The sequence below is a fragment of the Nitratireductor sp. ZSWI3 genome (assembly GCF_024655565.1).
Taxonomy (GTDB): Bacteria; Pseudomonadota; Alphaproteobacteria; order Rhizobiales; family Rhizobiaceae; genus Nitratireductor.
In genome coordinates this window covers 21,256-44,557 of sequence record NZ_JANKOF010000034.1, presented here as the reverse complement: position 1 = coordinate 44,557, position 23,302 = coordinate 21,256, and the positions used below count along the sequence as shown (strand labels likewise).

The window sequence follows — 23,302 nt, the reverse complement described above, 5'->3', positions numbered from 1 at the left end:
AGATCATAAACGCGATCGTTTTCAAAAAGTTGGAGCGGGATGCGGGTGGAAAACCGCTTCACACTTTTCCTCATTCCGCTCTACAGCGCAGACCCGACATGAAAGAGCCCGCAGGTCCTGGACCTGCGGGCTCAGTGCTGCCTGAGACTTGCGAACCGGTCATCCCTTCATGAAGCGATGGTCGGTCCGACCCGTCGCCTGCCGCGTTGCGTCAGGCAGCCGAGTTTCGTGGGGCGCGCTTGGCGCTTCCGTTCCCTTGGTGTCAGTTGCCGCCGAAGAGGCCGGAGGGCGGTCCGCCCTTCGAGGCTCCGGCGAGAATCTGGCCGATGAAGGACTGCTCCTTGCCGCCGGTCGGCGTCGTGCGTCCGATGAAGTCGAACACCTTGCCGTCCTTGAGGCCGTAATTGGCGATGTTGGCGACGCGCTCGTCGGGGCCGAAATAGACCGCCAGAATGCGCTGATCGACCAAGCGCGGCCGCATGAAGGCGGCGTTGCGCACGCGCTTCTGCGAAATGTAGTAGAAGGCCTCGTTGTCGAAGGTTGCGGTGGTGGACGGCGTGCCGAGCGCCAGCAGCACCTGCTCGCGGCTGGAGCCGACCGGCACGAGTTCGATCGCCTGTTCGTCGATGACGTAGCCCTGCGTCAGAGTTTCACGGGCGTCGAGCGTCCCGGCGACGTTGCAGCCGGATAAAGCCACGGCGGCGCCGGCAATGCCCGCGGCCAGAACCGCGCGTCCAACAGGATTGCTGTTGATTTTCTTCACCTGCAACGACATCTCCATAAGTCCCCGGCGCCGGGCCTTCTGTCGAAAGCCCTTGTCCCCGCCGGCAAAACGGGTAAACCAGCTTACGCGCCGATGCAACCTGATCCTGTCCCAAACAAGCCCCGAGGGAGGGCGTTTTCCATGTTCCAGAAGCTGTTTGGCTTTGGGCAGCGTTCGCGTCGTGTGGTTATCGACGCCTTGTATGAACGAATCGTGGCGGCCTCGCGGCAGCCTGTCTTCTACGCGCGCTGGCAGGTGCCCGACACGCCGCTCGGCCGTTTCGAGATGATCGCGCTGCACATGATCCTGTTCCTGCATCGCATCCGCGGCGAGGAGGGCACGGCGCGCGACGTCGCCCAGGAAGTGACCGACGTCTTCTTCCGCGATGTGGAGCACGCGATTCGCGAGCTCGGCATCGGCGACCTCGGCGTTCCCAAGCGCATCAAGAAGCTGGCGCGCATGTTCTACGGACGGGCCGCCGCCTATGGCGAGGCGATCGATGCGGGCGATGCGGCGGCGCTCGCCGAGGCTTTGCGGCGCAATGTGAGGCCGCAGGTCGAGGAATGGGACGGCGCTGCGCCGATCGCTGCCTATGCGCTTGCGGCGGCAAAGGGGCTCGCCGCCCATCCGCTTGAGCGCCTGCTGGCTGCGGATGTATCGTTCCCGGATGCCGGAGCGGAAGGATAGGCAGATGACTGCGAGACCTGAGAAGCAGGGGGCGAGCCCCGTGTCGTTCAAGGTGAACGTGCATCGCCTGCCGCGCAAAGGGATGCCGGTCATTATCGAGGCGGACGCCGCGCAGCGCGCGGCCCTGGCCGGCGAGCACGACCTGCTGTCGGTGGAAGGATTCCGCGCCGACCTTGCGGTGCGTCCCTGGAAGGCGGACGGAATCAAGGTGTCGGGCCGCGTGCAGGCCGACATCATCCAGGCCTGCGTCGTCACGCTGGAGCCGGTCGAAAGCCGGATCGACGAGGAGGTCTCGGCGACCTTCGTGCCGGAAGGATCGCGCCTTGCCCGCAACGACATGGAGGGTGGCGAGTTCGTCGTCGATGCCGAAGGACCTGACCTGCCGGAGACGTTTCTGGGCGACCTGATCGACGTCGGGGCGCTGGCCGAGGAGTTCTTCGGCCTGGGGATCGATCCCTATCCGCGCAAGCCCGGCGCGACCGTGCCGGCACCGGCCGGCCCGCAGGACGAGGAAGAGCGCACCGGTCCCCTCTACGAGGGGTTGCGCAAGCTCGGACAAAAAGACTGAATTGCCGTCCGGACAGGCAAATCGAGGTTGTGCAGTCAGGTAAAACCGCTATTTTCGCCGCACATTTCCCGCCGGCACCGGCATCCGATCAACCTTTGAGGCAGTTCGCGCGTGGTACGCATTTCGATTGACGCTATGGGCGGGGATCATGGTCCCGAGGTCACACTGCGTGGCCTGGCCAAAGTGATCGAGCGGCGGCCCGACGCGCGGTTCGCCATCTTCGGTCGGGAGGACGCGGTGCTGCCGGTCCTCTCGCAGATGCCGAATGTGAAGGACGTCAGCGAATTCGTGCATTGCGATGTCGCGGTGCGCATGGACGACAAGCCAAGCCAGGCGCTGCGCCAGGGGCGCTGGAAGTCGTCCATGTGGAAGGCCATCGAGGCGGTGAAGAACGGCGAGGCGGATGCCTGCATCTCCGCCGGCAACACCGGCGCGCTGATGGCCATGTCGAAATTCTGCCTGCGCACCATGGCCGACATCGAGCGCCCGGCGATCGCCGCCATCTGGCCGACCATTCGCGGCGAAAGCATCGTGCTCGATGTCGGCGCGACCATCGGCGCCGACGCGCAGCAACTGGTCGATTTCTCGATCCTCGGCGCCGCCATGGCGAGCGCGCTGTTCGACCTCGACCAGCCCACGGTCGGCCTGCTGAATGTCGGCGTCGAGGAGATCAAGGGCCAGGAGGAGGTCAAGGAGGCTGGCCGCATGCTGCGTGAGGCGGCGCTCGGCTCGATGCGCTATAATGGCTTCGTCGAAGGCGACGACATCGGCAAGGGCACCGTCGACGTGGTGGTCACCGAGGGCTTTGCCGGCAACATCGCGCTGAAGACCGCCGAAGGCACGGCGCGGCAGATCGCCGCCTATCTGCGCGAGGCCATGGGGCGCACGCTGATGGCGCGCATCGGCTATGTCTTCGCCCGTGCGGCGTTTCTGCGCCTTGGCGAAAAGATGGATGTGCGCAAGATCAATGGCGGCGTTTTCCTCGGCCTCAACGGGATCGTGGTGAAGAGCCATGGCGGCGCCGATGCGGAAGGCTTCGCCGCTGCCGTCGAACTTGGATATGAAATGGTGCGCAGCCATCTTCTGGAGAAGACCCGCACCACTCTCGACCTCTACCACGCCCGCAAGCCGCAATCTTCGGCGGGCGTGGCCGCCTTGAACGAGTAGGACGTTGTGATGATCAGAACCGTCGTGCGTGGCATCGGCTCCGCTCTGCCCCGCCGCATCATGAAGAACGCCGAATTCGAGAAGCTCGTCGACACGTCCGACGAGTGGATCGTCCAGCGCACGGGCATCCGCCAGCGCCACATCGCCTCGGAGGACGAGACGACCGCGTCTCTGGGCGAGGCGGCCGCGCGCAAGGCGCTCGACAGCGCCGGGCTCACCCCCGACGATATCGATGTCATCATCCTGGCGACCTCGACGCCGAACAACACCTTTCCGGCCACCGCCGTCGAGATCCAGGAGCGGCTCGGCATACGCAGCGGCTATGCCTTCGACATGCAGGCCGTCTGCAGCGGCTTCGTCTATGCGATGACGACGGCCGATCTCTACATTCGCGGCGGCCAGGCCAGGCGCATCCTGGTGATCGGCTCGGAGACCTTCTCGCGCATCCTCGACTGGACCGACCGCACGACCTGCGTCCTGTTCGGCGACGGCGCCGGCGCCGTGGTGGTGGAAGCGGAAGAAGGCGAAGGCACGCTTTCGGACCGCGGCGTGCTGGCCGCCAGCTTACGCTCCGACGGCACCCAGCGCGACAAGCTCTATGTGGATGGTGGCCCTTCGACCACATGCACCGTCGGCCACCTGCGCATGCAGGGCCGCGAGGTGTTCAAGCACGCTGTGGGTATGATCACCGACGTCATCGAGGACGTGTTTTCGAAAGCCGGCGTGACGGCGGAAGACATCGACTGGTTCGTGCCGCACCAGGCCAACAAGCGCATCATCGACGCCTCGGCGAAGAAGCTCGGCATCGCCGACGAGAAGGTCGTCATCACCGTCGACCTGCACGGCAACACCTCGGCGGCCTCGGTGCCGCTGGCGCTGATGGCCGGGGTCGAGCGCGGGCAGATCAAGAAGGGGGACTTGGTGCTGCTCGAGGCGATGGGCGGCGGTTTCACCTGGGGGGCGGTGCTCGTGCGCTGGTAGCCGCGCGCGAATCATATGCATCGTCCTTGACCGCAGGGAAGCAAGTTTTGTAACGTCACCGCTGCGTATTGAAAGTACAAGCATTTTTCAGGAAATGGATGGATAGGCCCGATGGGGGGAAAGACACTGACGCGCGCCGAATTGGCGGAGGCTGTTTACCGCAAGGTCGGCTTGTCGCGCACCGAATCCGCCCAGCTCGTCGAAATGGTTCTTCAGGAAGTCTGTGATGCCGTGGTCCGCGGCGAGACCGTTAAGCTGTCCTCCTTTGCTACCTTCCAGGTCCGCGACAAGAACGAGCGTGTCGGACGCAACCCGAAGACGGGCGAGGAAGTGCCGATCCTGCCGCGCCGGGTGATGACCTTCAAGGCCTCGAACGTGCTCAAGGAGCGCATCCTCAAGGCGCATCAGTCCCGGCGTATCCGCAAGAGCGCGTGACCCGCACCTGTGCATCGCGCTGCCGGCGATTTTTTCAAAGCCGCAAACTGGGTTAGACTTGCGAATCGACAGCGCCCGCCATGCGCCTTCCGGCAAGGCGGCGATGCGCCCGCCGCCGCTGAAGAGAGGGCGGCCTGATGCGGCTTCACGAAGGAGATGCGCCGTCCGATGGAAAAGAGCCCCGACGCCTTCCGCACCATCAGCGAAGCGGCTGAAGAACTCGACCTGCCGCAGCATGTGCTGCGCTTCTGGGAAACGCGCTTCTCGCAGATCAAGCCGCTGAAGCGCGGCGGCGGCCGCCGCTACTATCGCCCGCAGGACATCGACCTGATCAAGGGCATCCGCCACATGCTCTACGAGCAGGGCTACACGATCAAGGGCGTGCAGAAGCTTCTGCGCGACAACGGCAACCAGTTCATCGTCGCGGTCGGGCGCGGCGACGTGGCGGCTGTCGAGGCGATCGCCCAGAGCAAGCAGGCCGAAGCCGAGCAGAGGGCTTCCGAAGACGAGGTTCTGGTGGGCGCGCCGAAGGTGAAGCCCAACAAACGCTTCTTCGGGCTCGCCCGCGGCGAGGGGGAAGGGCCTGTCTCCGCCGACAGCGCAAGCCTGTCCCGCGACAACCGCGCCCTTCTGCAGGAGGCCCTGTTCGACCTCCTGGAATGCAAACGCCTGCTCGATCAGGTGCGCTAGAAGAGGTGCGGAGGGCCGAAACCACACGCTCGGCCGACCGCTTCCATCAAAATCAGGAAACGGGTTAGCTGAAAGGCACCCTGACCTGAACGGGTTTGCTCGGCGCTATGATCTTTCGCACCAGCAACGACAATTGCGCCACGGGACGAACGGCTTCCCGGACGATCTTTCCGGCAAGCGAGCGGCCAGACCGCTCGGCTTCGGCACCTGCATCATAGATCATCGTGCTGAGGAAGGCCGGATCGGTTTCTTCTTTCATCAGGCTTCTCTGGCGCACCGGAGCCGGGTTTATCTGAAAGACGCGCAAGCGCTTTTGCGACAGTATGCCTGTTGCGAACATCGCCAGGTCAACGGGTCGCTGGAAGGTCGAGGTCTCATCCAGCAGAAGCTCGGCCTCGTGGCGATGGATGATATAGCCCGCCGTGCCGTGATGATCGCTGAGCAGCCGATGGAGCGCGCGCGCTCCGGCGACCGGAATTGCCGGACGGCCGAGCATCACGCGGGAATCGGTGGTCTCCAGCTTGACGATCCCGACCTCCTCCGGAATCCAGTCCGAGCTGGTGAGAAGCGGCTTGATCTCGGGTTTCAGGATGGCGTCGTCCTCGAACACCGCCGCAAAGACGTCCTCCGAAGACAGCAATTTTCTCCAGGCGGCATGATGGCTGAGCAGACAGCCGATGACGGGCAGGCGCAGAGGACTGGTGGAAAAATCCGCGGCCTCGAGCGTGCTGCCGTCGACGGCCGGAATGCGCTCGAAGCCAATGCCGAGGCTGTCGAATTGCCCGCGCATATAGTCCAGGCGCTCGACCGAACGGTCGAGATTGATGACATAGCTTTTCATGATCTCCCCCCGGAGGCTCCTCTCGTGGGGAGTGATTATTGAAATCCTTCAGGGAGATAAAGCGATAATTGTCATGAACGGCTCAAGGGCGGATCCCGCCCCGTCTATGGGCGGGATCTACACGGTCTTTCGTTGCTCTGCCGCAAGCAGACGTCAGGCGCCGGCGCGGGCGCTCCAATCGGCATACCAGGAGCGGAAGAGCGCGTACTGCGTTTCGACATAATTGCGCTGCGCATCGGTGAGCGCGTCGGTCTCGTTGAAATGCAGCGTGTACTCGCTGTCGCCGTTCAGCACCATCAGATGCTTGTAGTAGAGCACCAGGTCCGGTCCCTCGTCGAAGGACGACAGGACCGCAAGCGCCTCCTCGAGTTCCTTCGCCCTGGCGCGCGCCAGTGCGTCTCCCTTCGCCGCCTTCTCGCACAGCGAGACGAGATGCAGAACCTCGCGGGGAAGCGCGTTGCCGATGCCGGTGATGGCGCCCTTGGCACCGCAATTGACGAAGCCGTGGAAGACATTGGTGTCGACCCCGACCATCAGCGTTACGCCGTCGTCCTGCGAGGTGATGTTCTCGGCCGCATAGCGCAGGTCCGCGGCGCCGCCGAATTCCTTGAAGCCGATCAGGTTGGGATGCTCGGCGCGCAGGGCGAAGAACAGGTCGGCGCGCGTGGCGAAGCCATAATAGGGGCTGTTGTAGATCACCGCTGGCAGTTCGGAGGCTGCCGACAGGATCGCCTTGAAATGCGCTTTTTGGGCGATGCTCGACAGGCCGCGCGACAGGACGCGGGGAATGACCATCAGCCCTTGCGCGCCCACTTGCGCCGCATGCGCCGCGTGGGCCACCGCCGACCGCGTGTTGACGGCGCCGGTGCCGACGATGGTCGGGACGCCGGCGGCGACGAGCCGGGCCACGCCCTCCATGCGCTGGGCGTCCGTCAGGAGCGGCCAATCGCCCATCGAGCCGCAGTAGACGACCGCCGACATGCCCGCCTCGATCAGTTCCTTGCCCTTCTTGACGAGCGCGTCGTAGTCGGGCGCGCGGTCCGGCGTGCAGGGGGTCATCAGGGCGGGAATGGTGCCGGTGAAGATGTTCTGGGTCATTGATCCTATCCTTCCAGGGTCGGGCGGCCGGCACGGTATGCCGTGCCGGCATTGTTTTCGTCGGAGCGGCTTCTGCCTCGTCCCGACGGGGTCTTCGGTCGCGTCGTCGGTTCCGGTCAGAACCCCACGATCTGTGATGGCAGCCAGGTGGCGAGCTGCGGGAACAATGCCAGCGCGGCCAGCGTTGCGAGCTGCAGGATGATGAAGGGTACGACGCCGCGACACATCTGGCCGTAGGTCATGTCGGGGGGAGCGATCGATTTCAGGTAGAAGATCGACGAGGCCATGGGCGGCGTCAGGTAGCTGGTCTGGATCACCACGATGACCATGGTGCCAAACCAAACCGGATCGATGCCGGCGGCGCGGATGAACGGCGTGAACAGCGGCACGCAGATCAGCACGTTGGCCGTCCAGTCGAGCACGAAGCCGAGCAGAAGGACGATCAGCAGGAACAGCGCGATCATGCCGGTGTCGCCGAGGCCGGCGGTCTCGATCATCGTGCGGATGAGGCGCGAGCCGCCATTGGCCGCGAAGGTGCCCATGAACATGGTGCCCGCCGCGACGATGAGCAGGATCATGGCCGAGATGCGCACCGTGATCGCCAGGGATTCGCGCAGCATATCGAGGCTGAAGCGGCCATAGGCGATGCACAGGAGCAGGGCGCCGAGCGCGCCCACGGAAGCCGCCTCGGTCGGCGAGGCGATGCCGGCGAGCAGCGAGCCCAGCACCGCGAAGATGAGGCCGAAGATCGGCAGCAGCGAGGTCGCCGTCAGGCGAAGCTTCTCGGAGAGCTTCATGTGGGTGAGGTCGTCGTCCGCCGTCACGATCTTCTCCTGCGGGTGCAGGAGGCCGTGAACGATGAGGTAGAGGATGAACAGGCCGACCATCAGGAGCCCGGGCAGCATCATGCCGGCAAGCAGTTCCCCCACCGACATCTGCGCCAGCGAGGCATACATCACCGCGATGACGGAGGGCGGGATCATGGTGCCGAGCGAGCCGCCGGCGCAGATGGTGCCGGCGATGAGGCTGTTGTCGTAGCGATAGCGCTTCATCGCCGGGATGGCCATCATGCCGATCATCACCTCGACGGCGCCGACGACACCGGCGGCGGCGGCAAAGACGGCTCCCATGGCGATGGTGGCGACGGCAAGCCCGCCGGGCAGGCGCGACATCCACATCTGCATGACGCGGAACAGGCGCTCGGCGATGCCGGAGCGTTCCAGGATGGCGCCCATCAGGACAAACATCGGGATGGCGGCGAGGATGAAGTTCGTCGCCGCCGAATAGAAGGAGCCGTAGAGCTGCCCGAACGCGTGCGAGCCGAAGGCGATCAGCCCGGCGCCCGCCGAGACGACGGCCAGCGAGAAGGCGATCGGAATGCCCGCCAGGACGAGCAGGAAGAGCAGCGGAAACATGAAGGCGGCGACGGTCATGATTCAGGCTTCCAGTTCGAACGCGGCGTGGGTCTCACCGCGGAAGGCGCGCAGCCCCTGGACGGCGATCTGCAGCGTGAGCGCCACCAGGCCGAGCGCCAGCAGTGCGTAGAAGGGCCACATCAGCGGCGCCCAGGGGCTCACCGTCTCCACCTCGCCGGTCAGATAGGCGCGCCACGCGCGGCCGACGGCAAACCATGACAGGATGGCGAAGATCGGCGTGAGCATGAACAGGAAGACGATGCCCTCGATGGCCCGCCGCAAGCCGGCCGGCATCTTCTGGGCGAGAAAATCGATGCGCACATGCGCATCCTGGCGCAGCGCATAGGCCGCGCCGAGCACGAAGAGGGTCCCCGTGCACATGTAGGAGATGTCGAAGGCCCAGATGGTCGGCGCGCCGAAGATGTAGCGCGCCGCGACCTCGTAGATCATCGAGGCGACCAGCACGAGCGTCACCAGTTCGGCGACACGGGACAGTGACAGGGAAATGGCGTCCAATGCCTTGAACACGGAACTCATGCGGACCGCCTCGATTGCCGATTTATTTCTGGTTGCGGATCAGGTAGCTGCTCTCGGCAGCCCAGCGATCCTTGAAGGCCATATAGTCGGTGAGGATGTCGCCCATCTCCGGCTTGCCTTCCTCCTTCTGGGCCGCTGCCTTCTTGGTGATCCAGTCGACCCCCGCATCGGACAGTTCTGTGACGAACGCCGCATCGAGCGTGATGATCTCGTTGCGTCCGTTGCGGTAGGTCTCGAGCGCCTTGATGTCCTCGCTGTAGAAATTCAGCAATGCCTGCATGGTGGTGAGGTCCGCGGCCCGCTCGATGAGCGGCTTCAGGTCATCGGCCAGCGCGTCCCAGGTTTCTTGCTTGAGCACGACTTCCCACAGAAAGGTCGGCTGGTGGACACCCGGCACGATGATGTACTTGGCGGCCTCGTGAAAGCCTTCCGGCAGGTTGCCCGAGGGCGGCCCCCACTCGATCAGGTCGACGCCCTTGCGCTGCAGCAGCGTGTAGATCTCGCCCGGCGGAACGACGGTCGGAACGGCGCCGAAATACTCGCTCATCACCTCGGCCCAGGGGCCGGACGTGCGGTATTTCAGGCCCTTCAGGTCGGCCGCGGCGCGGATCGGCACGTTGGAGTGGGCCATGATCTCGGACGAGCCGATGCCGACGATCAGGCTCTTGAAGCCTTCCTTGGCGCGAAGCTCGTAAAGGGCCTCCTTGCCACCGCCCTCATAGATCCAGGTGATGAAGGCTTCGGGCCCCATGCCGCCGGGAAAGCCGGCGAAGATGGCGTTCACCGGATCCTGGTTCACCCGGTAGCTGGGCGTGGAATGGCCGGCCTGCACGATCCCGTCGCGCACGCCGTCATAGACCTGCAGCGCCGGCACGAGAACGCCGGCTCCGAACGGTTCGATCTCCACCCGACCGCTGGTCAGGGCGTCGACATTGTCGGCGAAACGCTCAAGAAAATTGACATAGAAGGGTGACCCCTCCGGCACGGACGTCGGTACCTGCCACGTGACCTCCTGGGCCGTGGCTGCCGTACCCATGATCAGAAACGGCGCGATAATCCCCCATTTCCTAAGTCGCTCGAACATCGCAATCCCCTGTTGCTCTTGGTTTCCCAGCGCCAGATCGACGGAGAAGGCGTGTGTGTTTCCCCCCGCAGACCCGAATGCTGCCCCGGTTTCGATCTCTTCCGATCGAAAGCCGTCGCGCACGCTAATGCACAAAACATTCTTTGTCGACAGTAAATATACAAACTGTGGAGAAGGCGTGGGCAGGCGCGACGAGGCGCCGGTCCGCATCGGGTGCCGCTTATCGCCGGGAGAATGGTTTCAAAGGAGGAGGGCGGGTTGCTCAAGGCCGCGGCATCTATGCTTCTTGGGCGAGCTCAGGCATGGATCCTCGGGTCGGGGCCCGAGGATGACGAGTGGTGGATTGGTGTGAAGCAGATCGCCGGCCAGCGTGGCTGACACAAACTTCCCAGCAATTCGTCATCCTCGGGCCCCGACCCGAGGATCCATGCCGGACCGTCGAATAGGCGCAGAGCGGCCGAGAAGCAGCGCGTCGCAGACGATGCCCACCCGCCGGAAAAGCCGGCTCGCGACCTATCGCTCTTTGGATGCGGCTCCGCTCGGCCGCGCATTGCCACGGAGCGGGAGCCCGGTATTGATGCGCCGGTCGGTCACGACATAGGCCTGGATCTGGCGGACGATCTGGTCCGCATGCGCCTCGGCCACACGGTCGGCCCTGTCGACGTCCTGCGCTTCGATCGCAGCGACGATCTCCTCATGCTCGTCGAGATAAATGCGCGGGAGCTCGTAGTTGAACGACGAATAATAAAGCCTCAGGAGACGACGCCCCTCGTCCAGCAGGCGCTCGAACAGGTCGCAATAATAGCGGTTTTTGCCGGCCCGGGCGATTTCGGCGTGAAAATCCCGGTTCACCTCGATCATCGCCGACACGTCCTTGGCGGCGACGGCCACGGCATATTCGGCCTGCAGGGCGCGTATGGCCGCGATCTCCTCGTCGGTGCGGTTCGCCGCCGCCAGCCGTGTCGTCACCCGGTACATCAGCGTCAGCGCGTCGAAGAACTGCGGCAGCTCGAAGAAATCGATGGGCGCGACGACCGTCGAGCGGTTCGGCAGCGTGACCACCAGCCCGTCGCTCGCCAGCTTTACCAGGGCTTCGCGGATGGGGGTGCGCGACATGCCGAAGCGCTCCGTCAGCTTCACCTCGTCGATGAGGCTGCCCGGCGGGATCTTGAGCTCGAGGATTTCGCGCTTGAGCGTCGAATAGGCGGTGACCACGCCGAGCCCGCGCTTGCGCTTGGGGCCTGCGGCGTCCGGTTCGCCAAAGAAGTTATCGCTCATGCGACCTGCCCAGCCTGGGTGAGAATCAAAACACACGTTGTCGACAAGATGTTTCTATCAGGCGGAATGGACAAGTCAAAGGCGGCGCCTTCCGGCCCAGGAGGGCACGGCGCGCTCGAAGCGCCGGCGGCGATGCGCCGCCGGCGGCTCGGGGTCAGACGAGATCGGCCGGCAGCAGCGCCTGCGGCATGTTCTGGAAGGCGACCGGCCGCAGGAAGCGGCGGATCGCCAGCGTGCCGACCGAGGTGGTCGACACGTTGGTGCTGGCCGGGTAGGGGCCGCCATGCATCATGGCATCGGCCACCTCGACACCCGTCGGGAAGCCGTTGGCGAGAAGACGGCCGGCCTTGCGCTCGAGCACGGGCATCAGCCGCGTGGCGAGCGGCGCATCGCTTTCGTCCAGATGCAGCGTGCAGGTGAGCTGCCCCTCGAGCGCATGGGCGATCGACAACATCTCGTCCTCGCCGCGCACGCGCACGAGAATGCCGAGCGGACCGAACACCTCATGCGCCAGGGCGGGATTGGCGAGGAAGGTCTCGCCGCTCACCGTGTAGAGATAGGGAGCAGCGTTCCGGCCCTCCGATCCCGCACCGACGAGCTCGGTCACGCCGCCGGTCTCCGCGATCCGGCACTGGCCCTGGCGGAAGGCGCCGGCGATGCCGTCGGACAACATGGTCTGCGCGGCGATCTCGCCGAGCGCTTCGCTCGCCGCGTTCTGGAAGACGTCGGCATCGACCCCGTCGACGATGATCGCAAGGCCCGGATTGGTGCAGAACTGGCCGGCTCCCATGGTCAGCGAACCGGCCCAGCCGCCGGCGATCGCCGTGCCGCGCGCGGCCACCGCATCGGGCAGCAGGAACATCGGGTTGACCGAGCCGAGCTCGCCGAAGAAGGGGATCGGCTCGGGGCGCCTGGCGGCGAGGTCGAACAGCGCGCGGCCGCCGCCGAGCGATCCGGTAAAGCCGATCGCCTTGATGAACGGATGCTGCACCAGCGCTTCGCCCGCCTCGCGCGTGTTGCTCTGCACCAGCGAGAAGACGCCGGGATGGACGCCGGTCTTCCCGATCGCCGCCAGGATCGCCTCGGCGACGATCTCGCCGGTGCCGGGGTGGCCCGGATGGCCTTTCACCACCACCGGGCAACCGGCGGCGAGCGCCGAGGCCGTGTCGCCGCCGGCCGTCGAGAAGGCGAGGGGAAAGTTCGAGGCGCCGAAGACGCCGACCGGGCCGATCGGACGCTGGATCAGGCGCAGATCCGGGCGCGGCAGAGGCTTGCGGTCGGGCAGCGCCTCGTCGTGGCGCCGATCCAGATAGGCGCCTTCGAGGATGCGGGCGGCAAACAGGCGGAGCTGGCCCGTGGTGCGCCCGCGCTCGCCATCGAGCCGGGCGGCCGGAAGGCCGGTCTCGCGGCTGCCGATGTCGGTGATCGCCGCGCCGCGCGCCTCGATCTCGTCGGCGATCGCATTCAGGAAAGCGGCGCGCTCGGCGCGCGTCGAATAGCCGTAAGACCAGAAGGCATCCTCCGCCGCCCTTGCGGCGCGGTCGACATCGGCGCCGGTGCCGGCCGCATAGTCATGCGCCGGCCCCGTCGCAGGCGCCGAACGGAAGGTTGAAGCCCCCGGTACCCATTCGCCGGCAATAAGGTGCTTTCCACCCGGAGTGTAGCTGTCGGTCATATCTTTCCCATGATCGCTGTCTGGCAGGCGCGCAGGCGCCGCTATTCGATGAACGGATCGGTCACGATCCGCTTCCCGAGCATGAAGGCATCGGCGACGTGGCGCAACGGGGAAACGTCCACCTCGCTCTCGCCCTTCCGCAGGAGCTCGGCAAAACGGACATAGATGCCGTCATATTCGGCTTCCGGACCATGATCGGCCTTCCTGCCGTCGATCGCCATCGTGGCGCCTCCGGCACTCAGGTGAAGCGTGCCGTCATCTGTTTCCACGGTGATGTCCCAGCTCTGCGGACCGGTCTGCCGCCAGTCGAACTCGGCGGTGACCGGCGCGCCGGCGGAATTGGAGAAGACGAGGCTCGCCGCGATCGGCGTGTCGCGGTTCTCGGGAAAGGTGAGCTGCGCTCCGCTGAGATGGACGGGCAGCGGCATGATCTCGGTCAGGATCGACAGCGCGTTGATGCCGGGATCGAAGACGCCGATGCCACCGGCTTCCCAGATCCACTCCTGGCCGGGATGCCAGCGGCGCACGTCCTCCTTCCAGACGATCCGCACCGAACGGATCGTCCTGGACGCCAGCCACGCCTTGGCGGGGGCGACGGCCGGCGCAAAGCGCGAGTGCCAGGTGGCGAAGAGGGTGAGGTTCTGCTCGGCGGCGAGCCCGGCCAGCGTCTCGACCTCGGCCAGCGTCGCCCCCGGCGGCTTTTCGAGCAGCACGTGACGGCCTGCCTGCAGCGCTGCCCAGGCCAGATCGAAGCGCACCTGCGGCGGCACGCACAGCGCGACCGCCGGCACGTCCGGCCTGGCCTCGAGGAAGGCTTCGAGCGTTGCGAAGCTCTCGACGCCGTCGAGCTCTGCGTTGCGGCTGACGGTTGCGGCAAGCCTGAAGGCGGAGCTGCGGCCGATGGAAGGGACGTGCTGGTCGCGGGCGATCTTTCCGACGCCGACGATGGCGATGCCGGTGGCGGTGGCGTCTTTTGTCTGTTCAGTGACTGTCACGGCCCACGGCCTTTCCTCGTCCGCCCTTCAGGAAGTCGAAATCGGCACCGGTGTCGGCGCCCTGCACATGGGTGTGGAACAGCCTGGCGTAGCCGCCTTCGGGCGCTTCCACCAGCGGCGTCCAGCCGGCAAGCCGCTCCTCGAGCTCGGCATCCGGAATGTCGAGATGCAGGCGCCGCGCCTCCACGTCGATCTCGATCATGTCGCCGTCGCGGACGACCGCAAGCGGTCCGCCCACCGCGGCCTCCGGCGAGGTGTGCAGCACCACCGTGCCATAGGCGGTGCCCGACATGCGGGCGTCGGAAATGCGCACCATGTCGGTGATGCCCTTGCGCAGCACCTTTGGGGGCAATCCCATGTTGCCGACCTCGGCCATGCCCGGATATCCCTTCGGGCCGCAGTTCTTCAGGACCATGATGCAGGTCTCGTCGATGTCGAGCGCCTCGTCGTTGATCTTGGCCTTGTAGTCGTCGATGTCCTCGAACACCACGGCGCGGCCGCGATGCTTCATCAGGTGCGCGCTGGCGGCCGACGGCTTGAGGACGGCGCCGTTGGGGGCGAGATTGCCGCGCAGCACGGCGATGCCGCCCTGCGTGGTCAGTGCCTTGTCGACCGGGCGGATGACGTCCTCGTTCCAGTTGCGCGCCTCGCGCACCTCGTCGGCGATCGGCCCGCCGGAGACGGTGATCGCCTCGCCATGCAGCTTGCCGGCCTCCAGCAGCATCCTCAGCACCACCGGCAGGCCGCCGGCATAGAAGAACTCCTCCATCAGATATTTGCCCGAGGGCATCAGGTTGACGATGGTCGGGACGTCGCGGCCGAGCCGGTCCCAGTCGTCGAGCGTCAGCTCGACGCCGATGCGCCCGGCGAGCGCCAGGAGATGGATCACGGCGTTGGTGGAGCCGCCGATGGCGCCGTTGGTCCGGATGGCGTTCTCGAAGGCCTGGCGGGTGAGAATGTCGGAAGGCTTCAGGTCGTCCTTGACCATGTCGACGATGCGCCGGCCGGTCAGATGGGCCATCACACGGCGGCGGCTGTCGACGGCCGGGATCGCCGCGTTGCCCGACAGGGCCATGCCGAGCGCCTCGGCCATCGAGGCCATGGTGGAGGCAGTGCCCATCGTGTTGCAGGAGCCGGGCGAGCGCGACATGGAGGCTTCGGCCTCCAGGAAATCGGCGCGCGACATCTTGCCCGCCTTGATGTCTTCCGACATCTGCCACAGGGCGGTGCCGGAGCCGACCCGCTCGCCGCGGAACCAGCCGTTGAGCATCGGCCCGCCGGAAACGGCGATGGCCGGGATGTCGACGCTGGCCGCCCCCATCAGCAGCGCCGGCGTGGTCTTGTCGCAGCCGACCATCAGCACCACCCCGTCCACCGGGTTGGCGCGCAGCGCCTCCTCGACATCCATCGAGCACAGATTGCGGTACATCATCGCCGAAGGGCGCAGCGAAGGCTCGCCGGGCGAGAAGACCGGGAACTCGACCGGCAGGCCGCCCGCCTCGTAGACGCCGTGCTTGACTCGCTCCGCCAGGTCGCGCAGATGCGCGTTGCAGGGGGTGAGCTCCGACCAGGTGTTGCAGATGCCGATCACCGGACGTCCGTCGAAGAGATCGGCCGGCAGGCCCTGATTCTTCATCCAGGAACGGTGATAGATGTTGTCCCGGCTGTCGCCGCCATACCATTCCTGCGAGCGCAGCCTGCGCGGCCAGTCGGCTTTCTTGAAGACCATGAAATTCTCTCGCTCTAAAGCGCCTTTACAGCAACGACTTCATCCCGCGCCGGTGTTGCTGCCGCGACGAGGGGGTTTTTGAGGGGCAGGCCGAACTGCGGCGCTTCGATCTCGAAGACATCGCCGGGTTCCGTCCGGATGCCGTCGGCGAAGGAAAGCGTCGCCGTCCCGAACATGTGAACATGCACGTCCCCGGGGTGCCGGAACAGCCCGTATTTGAAATGATGGTGCTCCAGATTGGCGATCGAGTGCGACATGTTCGCCTCGCCCGACAGGAACGGCTTTTCGAAGATGACACGGCCGTCGCGCCGGATGCGCGAGGTGCCGCGTATGTCGGCCGGCAGCTCGCCGATCAGGAGTTCCGGCCCGATGGCGGCGGGGCGCAGCTTGGAATGGGCGAGATAGAGATAATTGACCCGCTCCATCACATGGTCGGAGAACTCGTTCGACAGGGCGAAGCCGACGCGGAACACGGCGCCGTCGTCGCCGATCACGTAGATGCCGGCGATCTCGGGCTCCTCGCCGCCATCATCGGCGAAGGCGGGCGAGGCGAGCGGGCCGCCGGGCGCCACCACGGCCGTGCCGTTGCCCTTGTAGAACCATTCCGGCTGCACGCCCGGCGCGCCGTTTGCCGGCTTGCCGCCTTCGAGCCCCATGCGGAACATGCGCATGGAATCGGTCAGCGTCTCCTCCTCGCCCGCGGCCTTCTGATGCATGGCATCGCGCGTGGCGGCCGAGCCGAGATGGGTGAGGCCGGTTCCCGTCAGATGCAGATGCGCGGGATCGGGATGGTGGATGGGGGGCAGGATGCGCCCTTCCTCATAGGCGCGCTCCAGGTCGACGGCGGCCCCGAAACCGAGCCGCGCGACCATCGCGGTCATGGTCTCGCCGCTGCGCGCGCAGTCGAGCGCCAGGTCGCGGATGCTCCTGGCACCCTGCACCTCGTAGGCCTCGGTGCCCTCGCGGGCGACGACGCGCACGGAACCGTCGGGTGATGCGATTTGCGACAGCAGCATGATCAGGCAGCCTTGTTCTTGTTATAAACGTCGAAGATGACGGCGGCGAGCAGCACCAGGCCCTTGATGACCTGCTGCCAGTCGATGCCGACGCCGAGGATCGACATGCCGTTGTTCATCACGCCCATGATGAAGGCGCCGACCACCGCGCCGACGATGGTGCCGACGCCGCCCGACATGGAGGCCCCGCCGATGAACACGGCAGCGATGACGTCGAGCTCGAAGGCGAGGCCCGCCTTCGGCGTGGCGGTGTTGAGACGGGCGGCGAAGACCAGGCCGGCCAGCGCCGCCAGCATGCCCATATTGGCGAAGGTGAGGAAGGTCAGCCGCTCGGTGTTGATGCCGGACAGCTTGGCCGCCTTCTCGTTGCCGCCGATGGCGTAGATCCGCCTGCCGATCGTCGTGCGTCCGGCGATGAAGGTGTAGACGCTGATCAGCAGCGCCATGATGATGAAGACGTTCGGCAGGCCGCGGAACGTCGCCATGAGATAGCTCATATAGACGATCGCCAGCGCGATGATGGTGTTCTTGGCCACGAAGAAGGCGAACGGCTCGTCGACGATCCCCGTCTTCTGCTGATGCAGGCGCGTGCGCACGGCGAGATAGAGAAGCACGCCGGCGACGATCAGTCCGAGGACGAGCGAGAAGAGGTTGATCCCCCCGGCGCCGAACAGGTCGGGGATGAAGCCCGATGCGATGAGCTGGAACTGGCGCGGGAAGGGGCCGATCGACTGGCCGGCGAGCAGCCACAGCGTCAATCCCTTGAAGACCAGCATGCCGGCCAGCGTGACGATGAAGGAGGGGATCTTGAAATAGGCCACCCAATAGCCCTGTGCCGCGCCGATGGCCGCGCCGACCGCGAGGCAGACGACGGCGGTGACGAGGTAGTTGACCTCCCAGTTGACGATCATCACCGCTGCCAGCGCCCCGACGAAGCCGAGCACGGAGCCCACCGAAAGGTCGATGTGGCCGCTGACGATCACCAGAAGCATGCCGATCGCCATGATGACGATGTAGCTGTTCTGCAGGATCAGGTTGGTGAGGTTCACCGGCTTCAGGAGGATGCCGCCGGTGACGACCTGGAAGAATGCCATGATCGCGATGAGCGCCAGCAGGATGCCGTATTCGCGCATGTGCTTGCGGATGAACCCGAAGGCGGAATTCCCCTGGGGGGTGATCTGTTCTGAAGAGGCGAGGTCGGTCATTGTTCTATCCGGCGGATTTGATGATCATCGACATGATGCGTTCCTGGGTGGCCTCGGCGGTCGGCAGTTCGCCCACCATGCGGCCCTCGTTCATGACGTAGAGGCGGTCGGTGACGCCGAGCAGTTCGGGCATCTCGGAGGAGATCATGACGATCGCCTTTCCGGCCGCGGCCAGGTCGCGGATGATCGTGTAGATTTCGAATTTCGCGCCGACATCGATGCCGCGCGTCGGCTCGTCGAGGATCAGGATGTCGGGATCGGCGAACAGCCATTTCGACAGCACGACCTTCTGCTGGTTGCCGCCCGACAGATTGATGGTCTCCTGGGCGATGGAAGAGCACTTGATGTTGATCTTCCTGCGGTATTCTTCCGCCACCTCGGCCTCGCGCCTCTCGTCCACGACGGACCGGGAGGCGATGGCCTCGAGATTGGCGAGCGGCACGTTGCGGCGGATCGTGTCCTCGAGGATCAGACCGTAGGTCTTGCGGTCCTCGGTGGCGTAGGCAAGGCCGGCGGCAACGGCGCGCCGCACCGTCGACAGATCGGCAGGCTTGCCGCCGATCAGCGCCTCGCCGCTGATGTTGACGCCGTAGGAGCGGCCGAACAGACTCATCGCCAGTTCGGTGCGGCCGGCCCCCATCAGCCCGGCGATGCCGACGACCTCGCCGCGCCTGACGGTCAGGCAGACGTCGTCGACCACCTTGCGCTCGGAATGGACGGGGTGATGCACCGTCCAGTTCCTGACCTCGAAGACCGTGTCGCCGATCTTGGGGTCGCGTGGCGGATACCGGTCGGACAGCGAGCGTCCCACCATGTCGCGGATGATGTGATCCTCGCTGACCGCGTTGCGGCGGCAGTCGAGCGTCGAGACCGTGCTGCCGTCGCGCAGCACCGTGATGGTGTCGGCGACCTTGGAAACCTCGTTGAGCTTGTGCGAGATGAGGATCGAGGAAATGCCGCGCTCGCGGAACTCCATCAGCAGGTCGAGCAGGGCGTCGCTGTCGCGCTCGTTGAGCGAGGACGTCGGCTCGTCGAGGATCAGGAGCTTCACCTCCTTGGACAGTGCCTTGGCGATCTCCACGAGCTGCTGCTTGCCGAGGCCGAGATCGGTCACCCGGGTTTCCGGATGCTCGGTCAGCCCCACCTTGGCGAGGAGCTCGCGGGTGCGGCGGCTGGTCTCGCGCCAGTCGATGATGCCGCGCCGGGCGCGCTCGTTGCCGAGGAAGATGTTCTCGGCGATGGAGAGCAGCGGCACCAGGGCCAGCTCCTGATGGATAATGATGATCCCTTCGCGCTCGCTGTCGGCGACGCCGCGGAAGGACTTTTCCTCGCCGTTGTAGAAGATCTGCCCCTCATAGGAGCCGTGCGGATAGACGCCGCTCAGGACCTTCATCAGGGTGGATTTGCCGGCGCCGTTCTCGCCGACCAGGGCGTGAATCTCGCCGCGTGCCACCCCGATGTTGACAGTGTCGAGCGCCACCACGCCGGGAAAGGTCTTGGTGATGTTGCGCATCTCGAGAATGGTGTCGGATGACATCGTGCTGCCTCGCAGGCGGGAGGCTGTGCGCCTCCCGCGATCGCTTTTTACGACTACTGGATCTGGGCCTGGGTGTAGTACCCGCTGCCGACGAGGACTTCCTCCCAGTTGGCGGCCGTTACCGGCACAGGCTCCAGAAGGTAGGACGGCACGACCTTGACCCCATTGTCATAGGTCTTCGTGTCGTTGATCTCCGGCTCGCCGCCGCCGAGGACCGCGTTGACCATGCCTACCGTGACGCGGGCGAGTTCGCGCGTGTCCTTGAAGATCGTCGAATACTGGTCGCCGCGCAGGATCGCCTTGACGGAGGGCACCTCCGCATCCTGTCCGCTGACGATCGGCATCTTCTGGTCGCCGGAGCCGTAGCCGACGCCCTTGAGCGAGGAGATGATGCCGATGGACAGGCCGTCATAGGGCGACAGAACGCCGTGAACCTGCTTGTCCGTGTAGTTGGCCGACAGGAGGTTGTCCATGCGCGCCTGGGCGACCGAGCCGTCCCAGCGCAGCGTGCCGACCGTATCCATGCCCATCTGGCCGGACGCGATGGCGATCTTGCCCGAATCGATCAGCGGCTGCAGCACCGACATGGCGCCGTTGTAGAAGAAGTAGGCGTTGTTGTCGTCCGGCGAGCCGCCGAACAGCTCGACGTTCCATGGCTGCGCGTCCGGAAAGCGCTCCTCGAGCCCGGCGACCAGCGTGTTGGCCTGCTGCACGCCCACCTTGAAATTGTCGAAGGTGGCGTAATAGTCGACATGCTCGCTGTCGCGGATCAGCCGGTCATAGGCGATCACCTTGATGCCGGCGGCGTTGGCGTTGGCGAGCGCGTTGGACAGGGTGGTGCCGTCGATGGCGGCGATCACCAGCACGTTGACGCCCTTGGTGATCATGTTCTCGATCTGGGCGAGCTGGTTGGGGATGTCGTCCTCGGCATATTGCAGGTCCGTCGCGTAGCCGGCCTTCTCGAACTGCTCCACCATGCTGTTGCCGTCGGAGATCCAGCGCGCGGACGACTTGGTCGGCATGGCGATGCCGACCGTCCCCTTGTCCTGTGCCGCCGCGGGGTGAGCGAACGCCGCGATGGCTATCGCGGTCGCCGCCAGGGCGCCTTTTAAAAGTCTCATGCAATCCTCCCAAATTGGAACATGTGAACTGCGCGGCGGGATCGCCGGGACGGCTACTGCTGTCGGATAACGGGCATGCTCCCCCGGTTGCCGCCGTTGCCGCGCCGATTCCTCCCTTGCCGCGGGGGCATGGCGTCTGGCCGTACCCTCTCGAACGACACTGTCCTATGGGCTTGTGTTATGCCGGTCAAATGCAATATGACCATCATGATATACCAGATTTGATATACAGATTGCGAGGTAAGGTCCATGCCTGATGCGCCGATGACGATCGGCAGCGACGCGCTCATTCGTAAGGGGCTCAAGCTCTCCCATTTGCGGCTCATCGCCTCGCTCAAGGAGACGGGGCGCATGAGCGCTGCTGCCGCGCAGCTCGCCATCTCGCAGCCGGCGGCTTCCCGGCTGGTGGGCGAGATGGAGAGGATCGTCGGCGTGCCGCTGCACGGCCGCCATGCGCGCGGCATCGTGCTGACGCCTTACGGGGAGCGGCTCGCCCTGCGCGCCCGCGCCATCCTGCAGGGGCTCGGCGATGCGGCGCGCGAGCTGTCGGAAATGGAGCGGGGCAGCGAGGGGACGGTGTCGATCGGCGCGGTCACCGCACCGGCGCTCGATGTCGTGCTTCCGGCTCTGCGTCAGGCACGGCTGACCCATCCGAAGATCTCGATCGAAGTGACGGTCGACACCAGCGACCGGCTGGCCGAGGATCTGCTTGCGGCGCGTTCGGACTTCTTCATCGGCCGCATCCTGGGCGATCTCGACCCCAAAATGTTCGTCTCCGTCGAGATCGCGCCCGAGCCGATCGCCCTCATCGTCAGGAGCGACCATCCGCTGACGCGGCGCCGGCAGATAAGCCTCGAGGAGTGCGTCGCCTATGACTGGGTGGTGCAGCCGCGCGGCGGCCTGCTGCGCCGCACCGCCGAGAATCATCTGATGGCCAGGGGCGTCCCCTTGCCCGACAAGACCATCAGCACGTCTTCCCTGCTCTTGACGCTCGCCTATATCAGCCAGTCCAATGCCATCGCGCCGGTGTCGAGGGCGGTGGCGGATTTTTATGCCCACGAGGAGGGGCTGAGCGGCCGCATCGTCGCCTTGCCGGTCAGCGCCGATTTCGCCGTTGCTCCCTATTCGCTGATCCGCCACGCCGAGCGCCCGCTGTCGCCGAGCTCGCAGGTGCTGTTCAACATGATCGGCGAAACGGCCAGGCTGCGCGCGGCGAGCGATGCGCCGATGCCGGCAGCCGGACGGTAAGGCGGGCCTGCATTTTTTGTGCCTTGGCGCATCAGCCCCGCTCATGGCGGGGTCGCCATTCACCCGCCGAAAATCCGGCGGCGGCCTGTCGATGAGAAAGAGAAAAATGGTCGGAGCGGCGGGATTCGAACCCACGACCCCTTGACCCCCAGTCAAGTGCGCTACCGGGCTGCGCTACGCTCCGAACCGCGAGAAGCCCTACAGAAACAACCCTGCCGGCGCAAGACCAAATCGCCGGCTCGGGAGAAAAACAGACGCCTGTGCCTGCCGCCGGGAAGGCGGTGCGATCGCCGGGGCAGTCGCGAAGGACCGCCCCGGCGAATTCCGTCAGGCCACCGCGCGTTCGACGGTTGCCAGCGCGTCGATCTCCATGCCGATGATTCCGGCAAGGTCGGCGCGGGTGATCGCCATGTGCAGGTTGGCGTTGACGAAGCCGGCCGGCGTGCCGCAGTCGAAGGTGCGGCCGCGGAACTCGTATGGCCGGATCTCCTGATGGTCCATCAGCGCCAGCATGGCGTCGGTGAGCTGGATCTCGCCGCCCGCGCCGGGGGCCTGCTGCTCGAGCTTGCCAAAAATCTCCGGCTGGAGGAGGTAACGACCGGAGATGAACAGATCGCTCGGCGCAGATCCCGGCGCGGGCTTCTCGACCAGGCCTGTCACGACAGGCCCGTCGCCTCTGTGCTCCAGCGAGACGATGCCGAATTTGTGCGCATCCTCGGGAGCGCATTTCTCCACCGCGATCACATTGCCGCCATGGCGCCCGTAAAGATCGATCATCGATTTCAGGCACGGTTCCTTGTCGATCATCAGCATGTCGGGCAGGAGCACCGCGAAAGGCTCGTCGCCGACGATGTGGCGGGCCGTCCAGACGGCATGCCCGAGGCCGCGCGCCTGCTGCTGGCGGACGAAGGAGATGGTGCCGGCCGACGGCGTCGCCTGCGTCAGCCGGTCGGCGAGTGGGTCCTTGCCGGCATTGCGCAGGCACACGTCCAGCTCGAAGGCGTGGTCGAAATGATCCTCGATGGCGCCCTTCATGCGTCCGGTGACGATGATGACGTGCTCGATGCCGGAGGAGAAGGCTTCCGTCACGATGTAGTCCAGAACAGGCCGGTCGACGATCGTCAAAAGTTCCTTGGGGACGCTTTTCGTCGCCGGCAGCATTCGCGTGCCAAAACCGGCCGCGGGGATGACGGCCTTGCGGATCTTCTGTTGCATGGTGCTTACCCTTCTGT

Annotated in this window: 22 protein-coding genes and 1 tRNA gene; 7 read left to right on the top strand and 16 right to left on the bottom strand. The window is 65.5% G+C overall.

The genetic code is table 11. From position 1 onward, the window contains the following. Window positions 1-262 precede the first annotated feature (262 nt). Window positions 263-781 carry an outer membrane protein assembly factor BamE gene (locus NUU27_RS12560; RefSeq protein ID WP_257762453.1) on the bottom strand — a complete coding sequence of 173 codons (519 nt, stop codon included), beginning with the start codon at window positions 779-781 and terminating at the stop codon, window positions 263-265. A 123-nt stretch (window positions 782-904) separates the two neighbouring features. On the opposite strand from NUU27_RS12560, the gene NUU27_RS12555 reads away from it, so the two are divergent. The 6 genes from NUU27_RS12555 (at window position 905) to NUU27_RS12530 (ending at window position 5,291) form a co-directional block, all read left to right on the top strand. Beyond that, window positions 905-1,450 (top strand): ubiquinol-cytochrome C chaperone family protein, encoded by a 546-nt coding sequence (locus tag NUU27_RS12555; RefSeq protein WP_257762452.1) that lies wholly within the window; start codon window positions 905-907, stop codon window positions 1,448-1,450. A gap of 4 nt (window positions 1,451-1,454) precedes the next feature. After that, complete coding sequence (locus NUU27_RS12550) at window positions 1,455-2,018, top strand: DUF177 domain-containing protein (protein WP_257762451.1); 564 nt, start codon at window positions 1,455-1,457, stop codon at window positions 2,016-2,018. A 111-nt stretch (window positions 2,019-2,129) separates the two neighbouring features. Then, the gene (plsX, locus tag NUU27_RS12545) at window positions 2,130-3,185 is read left to right on the top strand and encodes a phosphate acyltransferase PlsX (RefSeq protein WP_257762450.1); all 1,056 of its coding nucleotides are present in this window, start codon (window positions 2,130-2,132) and stop codon (window positions 3,183-3,185) included. 9 nt (window positions 3,186-3,194) lie between these two features. Next, complete coding sequence (locus NUU27_RS12540; protein WP_257762449.1) at window positions 3,195-4,166, top strand: beta-ketoacyl-ACP synthase III; 972 nt, start codon at window positions 3,195-3,197, stop codon at window positions 4,164-4,166. Between the two features lie 111 nt (window positions 4,167-4,277). After that, complete coding sequence (locus NUU27_RS12535; protein ID WP_257762448.1) at window positions 4,278-4,601, top strand: integration host factor subunit alpha; 324 nt, start codon at window positions 4,278-4,280, stop codon at window positions 4,599-4,601. Window positions 4,602-4,769: 168 nt separating this feature from the next. Continuing rightward, a complete protein-coding gene (locus NUU27_RS12530) occupies window positions 4,770-5,291 on the top strand; it encodes a MerR family transcriptional regulator (RefSeq protein WP_257762447.1) in 522 nt (173 codons plus the stop codon). Window positions 5,292-5,355: 64 nt separating this feature from the next. Here NUU27_RS12530 and NUU27_RS12525 read toward each other — a convergent pair whose 3' ends face one another. The 13 genes from NUU27_RS12525 to chvE all read right to left on the bottom strand — a co-directional run bounded on the left by NUU27_RS12525 (window position 5,356) and on the right by chvE (window position 20,822). Beyond that, complete coding sequence (locus tag NUU27_RS12525; protein ID WP_257762446.1) at window positions 5,356-6,132, bottom strand: glycosyltransferase family 25 protein; 777 nt, start codon at window positions 6,130-6,132, stop codon at window positions 5,356-5,358. A 153-nt stretch (window positions 6,133-6,285) separates the two neighbouring features. Next, complete coding sequence (locus NUU27_RS12520; protein ID WP_257762445.1) at window positions 6,286-7,230, bottom strand: dihydrodipicolinate synthase family protein; 945 nt, start codon at window positions 7,228-7,230, stop codon at window positions 6,286-6,288. A gap of 116 nt (window positions 7,231-7,346) precedes the next feature. Then, the gene (locus NUU27_RS12515) at window positions 7,347-8,663 is read right to left on the bottom strand and encodes a TRAP transporter large permease subunit (protein WP_257762444.1); all 1,317 of its coding nucleotides are present in this window, start codon (window positions 8,661-8,663) and stop codon (window positions 7,347-7,349) included. A gap of 3 nt (window positions 8,664-8,666) precedes the next feature. Next, the gene (locus NUU27_RS12510) at window positions 8,667-9,182 is read right to left on the bottom strand and encodes a TRAP transporter small permease subunit (RefSeq protein ID WP_257762443.1); all 516 of its coding nucleotides are present in this window, start codon (window positions 9,180-9,182) and stop codon (window positions 8,667-8,669) included. Between the two features lie 22 nt (window positions 9,183-9,204). After that, window positions 9,205-10,266, bottom strand: a complete 1,062-nt coding sequence (gene dctP / locus NUU27_RS12505) for a TRAP transporter substrate-binding protein DctP (protein ID WP_257762442.1) — start codon at window positions 10,264-10,266, stop codon at window positions 9,205-9,207. Window positions 10,267-10,779: 513 nt separating this feature from the next. Next, complete coding sequence (locus NUU27_RS12500; RefSeq protein ID WP_257762441.1) at window positions 10,780-11,544, bottom strand: GntR family transcriptional regulator; 765 nt, start codon at window positions 11,542-11,544, stop codon at window positions 10,780-10,782. Window positions 11,545-11,698: 154 nt separating this feature from the next. After that, complete coding sequence (locus NUU27_RS12495; protein ID WP_257762440.1) at window positions 11,699-13,219, bottom strand: aldehyde dehydrogenase (NADP(+)); 1,521 nt, start codon at window positions 13,217-13,219, stop codon at window positions 11,699-11,701. 41 nt (window positions 13,220-13,260) lie between these two features. Next, window positions 13,261-14,214, bottom strand: a complete 954-nt coding sequence (locus tag NUU27_RS12490) for a Gfo/Idh/MocA family protein (protein WP_257762439.1) — start codon at window positions 14,212-14,214, stop codon at window positions 13,261-13,263. Next, window positions 14,201-15,943 carry an L-arabinonate dehydratase gene (gene araD / locus NUU27_RS12485; RefSeq protein ID WP_257762438.1) on the bottom strand — a complete coding sequence of 581 codons (1,743 nt, stop codon included), beginning with the start codon at window positions 15,941-15,943 and terminating at the stop codon, window positions 14,201-14,203. Before araD ends, NUU27_RS12490 begins: the two co-directional genes overlap by 14 nt. Before the next feature lie 14 nt (window positions 15,944-15,957). Continuing rightward, window positions 15,958-16,959, bottom strand: a complete 1,002-nt coding sequence (araD1, locus tag NUU27_RS12480; RefSeq protein WP_257762437.1) for an AraD1 family protein — start codon at window positions 16,957-16,959, stop codon at window positions 15,958-15,960. Window positions 16,960-16,961: 2 nt separating this feature from the next. Then, entirely contained in the window at window positions 16,962-18,164 is a 1,203-nt protein-coding gene (gene mmsB / locus NUU27_RS12475) for a multiple monosaccharide ABC transporter permease (RefSeq protein WP_257762436.1), read from the bottom strand. A 4-nt stretch (window positions 18,165-18,168) separates the two neighbouring features. Next, a complete protein-coding gene (mmsA, locus tag NUU27_RS12470) occupies window positions 18,169-19,701 on the bottom strand; it encodes a multiple monosaccharide ABC transporter ATP-binding protein (protein WP_257762435.1) in 1,533 nt (510 codons plus the stop codon). 53 nt (window positions 19,702-19,754) lie between these two features. Next, window positions 19,755-20,822: a multiple monosaccharide ABC transporter substrate-binding protein gene (gene chvE, locus NUU27_RS12465; RefSeq protein ID WP_257762434.1), complete on the bottom strand. Its 1,068-nt coding sequence runs from the start codon at window positions 20,820-20,822 to the stop codon at window positions 19,755-19,757. 249 nt (window positions 20,823-21,071) lie between these two features. Here chvE and NUU27_RS12460 point away from each other — a divergent pair, with 249 nt between their 5' ends. Beyond that, window positions 21,072-22,070, top strand: coding sequence for a LysR family transcriptional regulator (locus tag NUU27_RS12460; protein ID WP_257762433.1), 999 nt, complete (start codon window positions 21,072-21,074; stop codon window positions 22,068-22,070). Between the two features lie 107 nt (window positions 22,071-22,177). Here the strand turns inward: NUU27_RS12460 and NUU27_RS12455 are convergent. After that, window positions 22,178-22,254: transfer RNA gene (locus NUU27_RS12455), tRNA-Pro, on the bottom strand. Window positions 22,255-22,397: 143 nt separating this feature from the next. Beyond that, complete coding sequence (locus tag NUU27_RS12450) at window positions 22,398-23,285, bottom strand: UTP--glucose-1-phosphate uridylyltransferase (protein ID WP_257762432.1); 888 nt, start codon at window positions 23,283-23,285, stop codon at window positions 22,398-22,400. Window positions 23,286-23,302 lie beyond the last annotated feature (17 nt).